The 9,966-nt window shown below is 69.2% G+C and carries 9 protein-coding genes; 8 read left to right on the top strand and 1 reads right to left on the bottom strand.

The window, feature by feature from the left end:
- Positions 1-17 precede the first annotated feature (17 nt).
- From ACWDR3_RS34920 to ACWDR3_RS34950, 7 genes are read left to right on the top strand one after another with little or no spacing between them, the layout of a single operon-like run.
- Entirely contained in the window at positions 18-1,118 is a 1,101-nt protein-coding gene (locus ACWDR3_RS34920) for a fatty acid desaturase family protein (protein WP_450356579.1), read from the top strand.
- A gap of 12 nt (positions 1,119-1,130) precedes the next feature.
- Entirely contained in the window at positions 1,131-1,445 is a 315-nt protein-coding gene (locus ACWDR3_RS34925) for a MocE family 2Fe-2S type ferredoxin (protein ID WP_450356580.1), read from the top strand.
- Positions 1,446-1,460: 15 nt separating this feature from the next.
- Positions 1,461-2,702: an NAD(P)/FAD-dependent oxidoreductase gene (locus ACWDR3_RS34930; RefSeq protein ID WP_450356587.1), complete on the top strand. Its 1,242-nt coding sequence runs from the start codon at positions 1,461-1,463 to the stop codon at positions 2,700-2,702.
- Between the two features lie 14 nt (positions 2,703-2,716).
- The gene (locus ACWDR3_RS34935; RefSeq protein WP_450356581.1) at positions 2,717-3,706 is read left to right on the top strand and encodes an aldo/keto reductase; all 990 of its coding nucleotides are present in this window, start codon (positions 2,717-2,719) and stop codon (positions 3,704-3,706) included.
- Between the two features lie 3 nt (positions 3,707-3,709).
- Complete coding sequence (locus ACWDR3_RS34940; protein ID WP_450356582.1) at positions 3,710-4,522, top strand: creatininase family protein; 813 nt, start codon at positions 3,710-3,712, stop codon at positions 4,520-4,522.
- A complete protein-coding gene (locus ACWDR3_RS34945; protein ID WP_450356583.1) occupies positions 4,519-5,736 on the top strand; it encodes a cellulase-like family protein in 1,218 nt (405 codons plus the stop codon). Before ACWDR3_RS34940 ends, ACWDR3_RS34945 begins: the two co-directional genes overlap by 4 nt.
- A complete protein-coding gene (locus ACWDR3_RS34950) occupies positions 5,733-8,045 on the top strand; it encodes a beta-xylosidase/alpha-l-arabinosidase (protein ID WP_450356584.1) in 2,313 nt (770 codons plus the stop codon). Before ACWDR3_RS34945 ends, ACWDR3_RS34950 begins: the two co-directional genes overlap by 4 nt.
- Before the next feature lie 17 nt (positions 8,046-8,062).
- On the opposite strand, the gene ACWDR3_RS34955 is transcribed toward ACWDR3_RS34950, so the two are convergent.
- Positions 8,063-8,842, bottom strand: a complete 780-nt coding sequence (locus tag ACWDR3_RS34955; RefSeq protein ID WP_450356585.1) for a helix-turn-helix domain-containing protein — start codon at positions 8,840-8,842, stop codon at positions 8,063-8,065.
- A 156-nt stretch (positions 8,843-8,998) separates the two neighbouring features.
- On the opposite strand from ACWDR3_RS34955, the gene ACWDR3_RS34960 reads away from it, so the two are divergent.
- Positions 8,999-9,910: a sugar phosphate isomerase/epimerase family protein gene (locus tag ACWDR3_RS34960; RefSeq protein ID WP_450356586.1), complete on the top strand. Its 912-nt coding sequence runs from the start codon at positions 8,999-9,001 to the stop codon at positions 9,908-9,910.
- The last annotated feature ends 56 nt before the right edge of the window (positions 9,911-9,966 follow it).

The following is a 9,966-nucleotide window of genomic DNA, read 5'->3' on the forward strand; positions in this document are numbered from 1 at the left end:
ACGAAGGGATGAATCCAATGGGCAGGGAACGCCTCGAACGCTACAGCCTCGTCGGCCCCGAGGCCGAGCGCGCGGTGATGGCCGGACTGGCCGGCGGCACCGACTGGTTCCGCAGCGACATGCCGCGCAAGCGGATGAAGGAACTGATGCGCCGCTCGGACGGGCCGGCGATCCGCGACACGGTCATCTGGCTGGGTGTGATGGCGGCGTCCGCCACACTCGGCGTCATCTTCTGGGGCGGCTGGCTCGCCGTCCCCTTCTTCCTCGTCTACGGGGTGCTGTACGGCTCCTCGTCAGACTCACGCTGGCACGAGTGCGGCCACGGCACCGCGTTCAAGAACCGCCGACTGGCCGACTCCATCTACCAGTTGGCGTCCTTCATGCTCATGCGCGACCCCACGGTCTGGCGGTGGAGCCACGCCCGGCACCACACCGACACGCTGATACTCGGGCGCGACCCGGAGATCGTGGTGATGCGGCCCGCCCGACTGGCCAGGATCCTCGCCAACTTCTTCGGACTCGTCGACGTACCGCTGGCGTTGCGCGCCATGGTCGTGCACGCGGCCGGACGGATCACGGCCGAGGAAGCCACGTTCATCCCGGAGTCCGAACGCCCGAAGATCCACCGCACGGCGCGCGTCTGGCTCGTCATCTACGCGGCCATGATCGCCGCGTGCGTGCTGTCCGGCTCGATCCTGCCGGCGATGCTCATCGGCGGACCGCGCGTGTACGGCGCGTTCATGCTCAACGTCTACAGCCTCACCCAGCACGCGGGGATGGGCGAGAACGTGCTCGACCACCGGCTCAACACCCGCACGGTGCACATGAACAGGATCAACCGGTTCCTCTACTGGAACATGAACTACCACGTCGAGCACCACATGTTCCCGATGGTCCCCTACCACCGGCTGCCCGAACTGCACGAGGAGATCAAGGGCGATCTCGCCCCCGCCTACCCGTCGTTGTGGGCGGCCTACCGGGAGATCGTCCCCGCCGTGCTGCGCCAGCTGAAGGACCCCACGTACTACATCCGCCGCGAACTGCCGCCCGGCGCCGCCCCCTACCACCCGAAGTCCGACGGACGCGCACTCGCGCTCCAGCCCGGCTCCCAGCCCTGAGGAGACGTCACGATGCCTGAATGGATCGCCGCGTGCGCCGTGGACGACATCGACCCGGAGGACGTGATCCCCTTCCGGTACGACGGCGTGGACTACGCCATCTACCGCTCACCGGGGAACGAGTTCTTCGCCACCGCGGGCCACTGCACGCACGAGCGGATGCTGCTCTGCGACGGCCTGGTGATGGACCACACCATCGAATGCCCCAAGCACAACGGCCGATTCGACTACACCACGGGCAAGGCCGCCGGAGCCCCGGTGCTCGTCGATCTGCGGACCTTCCCGGTCAAGGTCGAGGACGGCACCGTCCACATCGGGATCGGTTAGGCAGCCGTGAGCGCCATGCCGGGGATGGTGGTCGTCGGGGGCGGCGAGTGCGGAGCGCGGGCGGCGTTCGCACTGCGCGAGACGGGCTGGAACGGACCGGTCACGCTGGTGGGCGCCGAGGCCGAACCGCCCTATGAACGCCCGCCGTTGTCGAAGTCCGTGCTGACCGGGCCGCCCACGTCGGCTCCGACGACGATCTGCGACAGGGAGATACTGAGGACCGCGGGCATCGACTTCGTCGCCGGGATCGCAGCGACCGACATCAACCGCGACCACCACGAGGTGGTACTCGCCGACGGCCAACGCATCGCGTACGAACGGCTGTTGGTGGCCACCGGCGCGACTCCCCGACGGCTGCCGCTGCCCGGCGCGGCAGTCGACGGCGTGCACTACCTGCGCAGCCACGGCGACGCGCTCGCGCTACGGGATCGGTTGCGGCCCGGCGCACGCATCGGTGTGATCGGCGGCGGATTCATCGGTCTGGAGCTGGCGGCAGCCGCGACCGAGCACGGTTGCGCCGTCACCGTGATCGAGGCGGCACCACGGTTGATGAGCCGCGGCGCAACCGCGCACATCGCCGCCGCGATCACCGCACGCCATGAGAAGGCCGGCGTCGAGGTGCGCTGCGGCACCGGTGTCGTCCAACTGGACCGCCGGGACGAGGAGTTGCTGCTCGAACTGACCACGGGCGACACGCTGGTGTGCGACACGGTCGTGGTCGGAATCGGTGCCGAGCCGGAGACCTCACTGGCGCGGAAGGCCGGCCTCGCCATCGACAACGGAGTACGGGTCGACACCCTGCTGACGACCTCCGACCCCGACATCTTCGCGGCCGGGGACTGCTGTTCATGGCCGCATCCCCTCTACGACGGCCGCCGCATCCGCCTGGAGTCCTGGCGCAACGCCCAGGACCAGGGCGGCGCGGCGGCCCGGAACATGCTCGGAGCCGACGAGCCGTTCACGACCGTGCCGTGGTTCTGGTCCGACCAGTACGAACTCACCCTGCAGATCGCCGGGTTGCCCGACACCGCCACGGCCGAGGTCGTACGACACCGCCCCGACGGCGTCGAGATCCGCTTCGGCCTCGGGCCGGACGGGCGGCTGCTGTCGGCGAGCGCGGTGGGCACCGGAAACGCGGTGGCCCAGGACATCCGGCTCGCCGAGTTGCTCATCGCCCGCCGAGCGACGCCGTCCCCGGAAACCCTGGCGGATCCGACCGCCGCCCTCAAGGCACTGCTGAAGCAGTGGCCTCGGTAAGGAGAGGAACTCCCGTGCGCACTACCCCATTTCCGCGCTCCGGCGAACCGATCAGTCAACTCGGCTTCGGGACCATGGGATTCGCCGGCTGGTTCGGCGACCAGAAGGAATCCGACTGGATCGACAGCCTTCTGTACGCATTGGACCGCGGGGTGTCCTTCCTAGACACCGCGCGCGCCTACGGCGACTCCGAGCGCATCGTCGGAAAGGCCCTGCGGCAGTGGTCCGGGCAGCGCCCCTTCGTCGCGACGAAGATCGAGTCGCTAGCGGGCCCGCGCGGCTGGGGCACGCCCGTGGCGCCCGAAGTCACCTACCCACCGGGCCATGTCCGGGCCAGCGCACTGCGTTCGCTCCAGGAACTCGCGGTGGACCGGATCGACCTCGTGCAGCTGCACATCTGGTGGCCGACCTGGGGCGTCACCGGCTACTGGATGGACGAACTGCAGCAACTCAAGGACGAGGGACTGGTGCGGCACATCGGCATCTCGATTCCCGATCATCGCTCGGACATGGCGCTGCCGCTGGTGGAGAGCGGTCTGATCGACTCCGTCCAGACCATCATCAACATCTTCGACCCGCTCGCCCTGGACAACCTCCTGCCCGCCTGCCAGAAGCACGACGTCGCGGTGATCGCCCGATGCGTCCTGGACGAGGGCGGACTGACCGGCACCCTCACCGAGGACACGGTCTTCGCGGAGGACGACTACCGGAACCGGTATTTCGACGAGATCGTGCCCCGCGCTGTCTATCTCGAAAAGGTCGACGCGCTACGGCAGTACGTGCCGGCTTACGCAGGTTCGCTCGCCGCGCTGGCGCTGAAGTTCGTCGTCCAGTCCCCCGCCGTCACCACCGCGATCTCCTCGATGCATGTCAAGGAATTCTGCGAGGAGAACATCGCGGCACTCGACGAACCGCCGCTGCCCGCCGAGGTCTTCGACCGACTGCGCTTCAAGCACCGGTTCATCAAGAACTTCAACGAGACCAAGATATTCGCGGAGCAGTGAACCATGGCCTCTCACACCGAAACCGTCCGTTGGGAAGAGCTGCTGCCTAGGGAGTTCGAGCAACGGCTGACACAACTGCCCCTGGCCTACCTTCCGATGGGACTGTGCGAGCCGCACGGCCACATCGCGGCCTTCGGCCTCGACACCCACAAGGCGGTGTACCTCTGCGAGGAATCCGCCCGCCGGTTCGGCGGAATTGTGGCACCGACCCAGACGTACCACATCCACGAAACCGGCTATCACCGGCCGTGGTTGAAGGAGGTCGTGGGCGAGGTGAATCCGCGACTGGGCGGCCTTCCGCCCGATCTCGTCCTGCGCCTCCTGGTCTTTCAGCTGCGGGCCTTCGTCAACGCGGGCTTCCGCGCCATCGTCGTCGTCACCGGGCACAACGCCAACCAGGCCGATCTACGGCTCGTCGCCGAGGAGTTCCGGCGCGCCCGCCCGGTCCCGGTCGTCGCCGTCAGCGATCCCGAACTCGTAGCTGGAGAGTTCGAAGGAGACCATGCCGGACGCTATGAGATCTCCCAACTGATGTATCTCCGGCCCGAACTGGTCGACCTGAACCGCCTCGACGACCGGTACAGCAGCCCCTGGGGCCGCTTCGCCCAGGGCGAGGACGCGCATCTCGCCACCGCGAGCGAAGGACGCGCGATCATCGAAAGCAGCCTCGCCGCGCTCAAAGCCATCGTCGAGAATTCCGCCCCTTTGCCCGGCACCGAGGACATCCCCTTCATGCCCCTCGACGAAGCCGAGCAGATCTGGCAGCGGGTGGCCGCCCGCACCGACGAGTGGTGCACCCTGCGGGAGGAGCAATGACCATGCCCCCAGCGGCCCGTGCCGTCACCATGTGGGACTACTCCTGGCTGCTGCGCCGCTCCGGTGACGAGGCGGAGTACGCGGATGTCGAGCGGGTCCTCGACGAACTCGCCGAGCGCGGCTACGACGTCGTACGCATCGACGCTTTTCCGCACTGGATCGCCGCCGACAGTTCCGGGCGGCGGGTCGACGAGATCACCGCTCTCCCCCAACCCGCGGGATTCATGTGGGGAAACCATTCGACCGTCACCGTGCGGCCGCGTGAGGCATTGATCGAGTTCCTGGCCGGGCTGCGCAGTCGGGGAATCCAGGCCGGGCTCTCCAGCTGGTTCACTCCCGACTCGACCGGACGTGCGGCGCAGGTGGTCACTCCGGCCGATCTCGCGCGCGTCTGGTCGGAGACGCTCGGCGCGATCCAGGAAGCCGGCCTGCTCGACGCCGTGGCCTATGTCGATCTGTGCAACGAGTGGCCGGCCTGGGCCCCGGGCATCGGCAGGCATGTGTTCGGTGACATCCATTCGGTCTTCGCGCTCACCGAGCTGTTCACCGACGAGCAGATTCAGCGCATCGACAGCTACCAGGAGGCGCTGACCGCGGTCAAAAGCCGGTTCCCCGGAATTCCCGTGACGTTCTCGTACTACCTCCGAGGCATCACACCGCCGTTGAGCACGGACCTGATGCGGCTCTCGACGGACGCCTTCGACTTCGCCGAGCCGCATCTGTGGCTCGCAGCGGGATGCCCGCGATTCGTCGCCACGACGAAATGGACCGGCGACTTCGAGAACGACGTCCGGGGTCTCGCCGAACACCAGGAACTGGTCCGGAAGCGCTACCCGGCCGAGCGGGACACGTTCCTGGCCGAACTCGCGGACCTGCTCGACGTATGGCGGGACTGGGCGACCGAGCGCGGGTTGCCGTTGTGGACGACCGAGGGCTGGGCCTCGGTCGGCTGGTCGCCCGATCTCGTGCCCGGGTGGAGCGGGTGGGACTACGTCAAGGACGTCGCCGAGGCGGCGGTCGGCATGGCGTTGGACCGCGGCTGGCAGGGGGTCTGCACCAGCAACTTCTCGCAGCCGCACCACACCGGGATGTGGGCGGACGCCGATTGGCACCGCGCGCAGACCGCCCGCATCCGGGGCGGCGCGTCCCAGGGCGCCCGCCCGACACCGGAAACCTTCACGGCCGTAGGCCGCCCGTCAGAGGAGACGCTGTGACCACACCTCAGTGGGCCGCGGGATGCGATGTCGAAGCCATCCTGGCCGCGATGACCCTGCCGGAGAAGCTCGCACAACTGACCTCGCTGTGGCCGGAGGGCAGCGGCCCGCCCGGAGAGACCGTGGCGCCCATGCAGGACGAGTTGCTCACGGACCCGGCCGAGGCCGCGTCACCGCTCGAACACGGTGTGGGCCAGTTCACCCGGCCGCTCGGCAGCCGCGCGGGTGCCGTGACGGAACGCCTGGAGTACGCCCGCGCCCTGCAGCGCGATGTCGTACGACACAGCCGATTCGGGATCCCGGCCCTGGTGCACGAGGAGTGCCTGACCGGGCTGCAGTTGTACGGCGCCGCCACCTACCCCTCCCCCCTTGCCTGGGGGGCCAGTTGGGACGCGGAGCTGGTGCGCGAGATGGGCGGGCAGATCGGCTCGACCATGCGGCAGCTGAACATCCACCTCGGCCTGGCGCCGGTGCTCGACGTCGTGCGCGACCCGCGCTGGGGCCGGGTGGAGGAGTGCATCTCCGAGGACCCCTACCTGATCGGCGTCCTGGGCACGGCCTACGTGGACGGAATTCAGTCCGCAGGCGCCGGCGCGACCCTCAAGCACTTCCTCGGCTACTCGAACTCGCGCGGCGGACGCAATCTGGCGCCGGTGCACGCGGGGCCGCGCGAGATCGCCGAGGTGTTCGCGCTGCCCTTCGAAATGGTGGTCAAGAACGCCCGCCCGTCCGCGGTGATGCACTCCTACGCCGAGATCGACGGCATCCCGGTCGCCGCCGACCCACGGCTGCTCACCGAACTGCTGCGCACGCGCTGGGGGTTCGACGGCGTGGTGGTCGCCGACTACTTCGGGGTGACGTTCCTGCACACCCTGCATGACGTGGCCGCCGACGCCGGTGACGCGGCGGTGCTCGCGCTGTCCGCGGGGATCGACGTCGAGCTGCCGGCGGGCCGCGCCTATCTGGACCCGCTCGCCGAACTCGTCCGCAAGGGCACCTTCCCCGTCGAACTCGTGGACCGGTCGGTGCGGCGCGTCCTGCGTCACAAGCTCGAACTCGGCGTGTTCGCCGAGGCGGTGGAGGACGCGCGGGCGGTCGATCTCGATCCGCCGGCCTCGCGTGCGGTAGCCCAGCGGCTTGCCGAGGAGTCGGTCATCCTGTTGAGCAACCCCCAGGAGATCCTGCCGCTGCGTCCGGTCGGCAGGGTGGCGGTGGTCGGCCCCAATGCCGACGCTCCGGAGGCCATGCTCGGCAACTACAGCTTCACCAACCACATCCAGACCCCGCCGGGCACGCCGATCGGCATCGAGCTGCCCACCGTACTGGCGGCCCTGCGCGAGCAACTGCCCAATGGAACCGAGGTAGTTCACGCGCCCGGCTGCGCGGTCCGTGCCGACGAGGAGACCGAGGCGGAGGCCGCCGAGACGATTGCCGCCGCGGTGGCGGCGGCCGAGGACGCGGACGTGTGTGTCGCCGTCGTGGGCGACCGCGCGGGCTTGTTCGGGCGCGGCACGGTCGGCGAAGGAAGCGACGCCGCGACGCTCGAACTGCCAGGTCGACAAAGGGCGTTGCTCGACGCGGTGCTCGCCACCGGTACCCCGGTCGTGGTGGTGCTGGTCACCGGTCGGCCGTATCCGATAGGAGGGTTCGCGGAGCGGGCGGCCGCGGTCGTCCAGGCGTTCTTCCCGGGTGAGGAGGGCGCGCCGGCCATCGCAGGCGTGCTGACCGGGCGCGTCAACCCGAGCGGGCGGCTGCCGGTCAGCATTCCCCGGGACAACGCCGGTCAGCCCTACTCGTACCGGCATCCACGGCTCGGCGGTCCCAGCCCGGTGTCGAACGTGGACCCCAGTCCGTTGTTCGCGTTCGGGCACGGTCTGTCGTACACCACCTTCACCCGGGACGAGTTGCGTGTCACGGCCGACCAGTGGGACACCGCGGGCACGTTGCGGGTGCGGTGCCGGGTCCGTAACGACGGTGAGCGCGAGGGCGCCGACGTGGTGCAGCTCTATGTGCGCGATGTCGTCGCCTCGGTCACCCGGCCGATGCGCCAGTTGCTGGGCTGGGCACGCGTCGACCTGGCACCGGGCGAGGCCCGTGTCGTCGAGTTCACGGTGCCGACGGACCGACTCGGGTTCGTCGGGCGGGAGTTGGCGTGGATCGTGGAGCCCGGGGAGTTCGAGTTCTCGGTCGCGCCGTCCGCCGAGGCGACCGGGACCGGGACGACGGTCGAGCTGCAGGGTCCCGTTCGCGTGCTGACCGAGGAGCGGCGTCTGCTCACGTCCGTACGGGTGCTGGAGGAAGACGCGTAGCCCGGGCCCCGGACGGTTCAGGGGTGGAAGGCGACCCGGGAGCGCTGTGCCTGTGCGGTGTTCCCGTAGGTCGCCCGGTACTCGGCGGGGGTGACGCCTCGCTCCTTCTTGAACTCGTTGCTCAGGTGGCTCTGGTCGTAGAACCCGGTCCGGCCGGCGATCACCGACAGAGGGAGGTCCGATGCGGCCAGCAGATCGCACACCGCCATCAGCCGCACCCGCCGTAGGTACTGGTGCGGGGTGGCACCGAAATGCGCCTTGAAGGTACGGCTGAAGTGGCTGGGCGAGAGGGAGACGCTCGCGGCCAGCTCCTCGACGGAGAGGGCCCGGGTGTACTCGCGCGAGATCAGTTCCACCGCGGGCGTCAGAGTGAGCAGCCGGCGCGAGACGGCGTCCCGTTTGGTCAGTGCCCGGGTGACCCCCACGATCCCGATCGGCGTCCCGCCCTGGGGCCGGATCGGGGTCTTGGTAGTCAGGAACCAGTCGTAGGAGCCGTTGGGATTGCGCACCAGCTCGACGAGATCGATCAGAGCCTCCCCGGTGGACAGCACCTGCTCGTCGTGGCCGCGGTAGTGCTCGACCAGGTACTCGGGCGAGAGGTCCTCGTCCCGCAGACCGAACAGTTGCCACGGGTGGCGGTAGCCGAGGAGTTGAGCGAACGGCTCGCTGCACGCGACGAACCGGCGCTCGGCGTCCTTGACGAAGACCCGGACGTCCTCGATCTGGTCGAACGCCTGGAGCAGGGCGTCGCCCAACTGCGCCGTGAGTTCCGGCCGCGCACGCTCGTCACTGGTCATGGTCACCTCTGGCCCCATGGTCACCGGAGAGCGGGGGCACGGTCGAGGGGTTGAGCAGGATTTTCCAAGAGCGGCGCATTTTCTTCCAAGTGATTCCGCAGGTCGCAGGACTAGCTTGAAGCCGTTCCAACAGTCGGGTCCATAGAGGAGACAACTGTGTCGGACGAGTCAATACCCCGGATCGCGCTGGGCAGTTGGGCGTTCGCCTTCGGCCCGTTCGCCGCCGATCCCTGGAGTTTCGACCGGCTGTGCGACTATGCCGCCGCGGTCGGCTACGACGGCGTGGAGATCAACGGTTTCCGTCCGCATCCGCACGACGAGGACTTCACCGCGGCCGACTGTGCACGCCTGCGGGACCGACTCGCCGAGCAAGGACTGGGTGTCTCCGCCTATGCACCCGACTTCGGTTCCACCCCGCCCGCGGACGTGCCCGCCGCCGACTACCTCGCACGCATCGAGTCCGTACTGGCCTTCTGCGAGCGGCTGGGCGTCCCGGCGCTGCGGGTGGACTCGGTCTCCCCACCCGGCCCGCTGGACCGCAAGCGCCTTGACCACCTGGCCGACACCTGGCGCCGGGCCGCCGACCGCTGCGCGGACGCCGGGGTGCGGATGGTGTGGGAGTTCGAGCCGGGCTTCTGGCTGAACCGGCCCAGCGAGGTCCAGGAACTGGTCCACACCGTGGCCCACCCCAACTTCACCGTCCTGTTCGACACCTCGCACGCCTACGCGGGCGCGGTCGCCGGCGCCCGGCACGGCGACGACCCGGAGCTGCTGCCCGGCGGGGTCTCCGAGTACGCACGCCTGCTCGCCCCTTACGTCGGCCACCTGCACGTCATCGACGGAGACGGCTCGCTGCACAACGGGGAGACGAGCGAGCATCTCCCGTTCGGCGCAGGCAAGATCGACCTCGACGAGGTCATCGGCGCACTCGGCCGGTCCGCCCTCGAACTCGACTGGTGGACGGTCGACTTCTGCTTCTGCCCGACCACCGAACGCGATGCCGCCACCGCCGTGCCCTACGTCCGCGCGCTCGCCGACCGGGCCCGCGCGAGCGGAGCAACCCGATGAAGGCGGCGGCGATCACCGCGCCGGGCCGGGTCGAACTCGTCGAGCGTGAACGCCCG

The sequence above is a fragment of the Streptomyces sp. NPDC001002 genome, assembly GCF_053599215.1.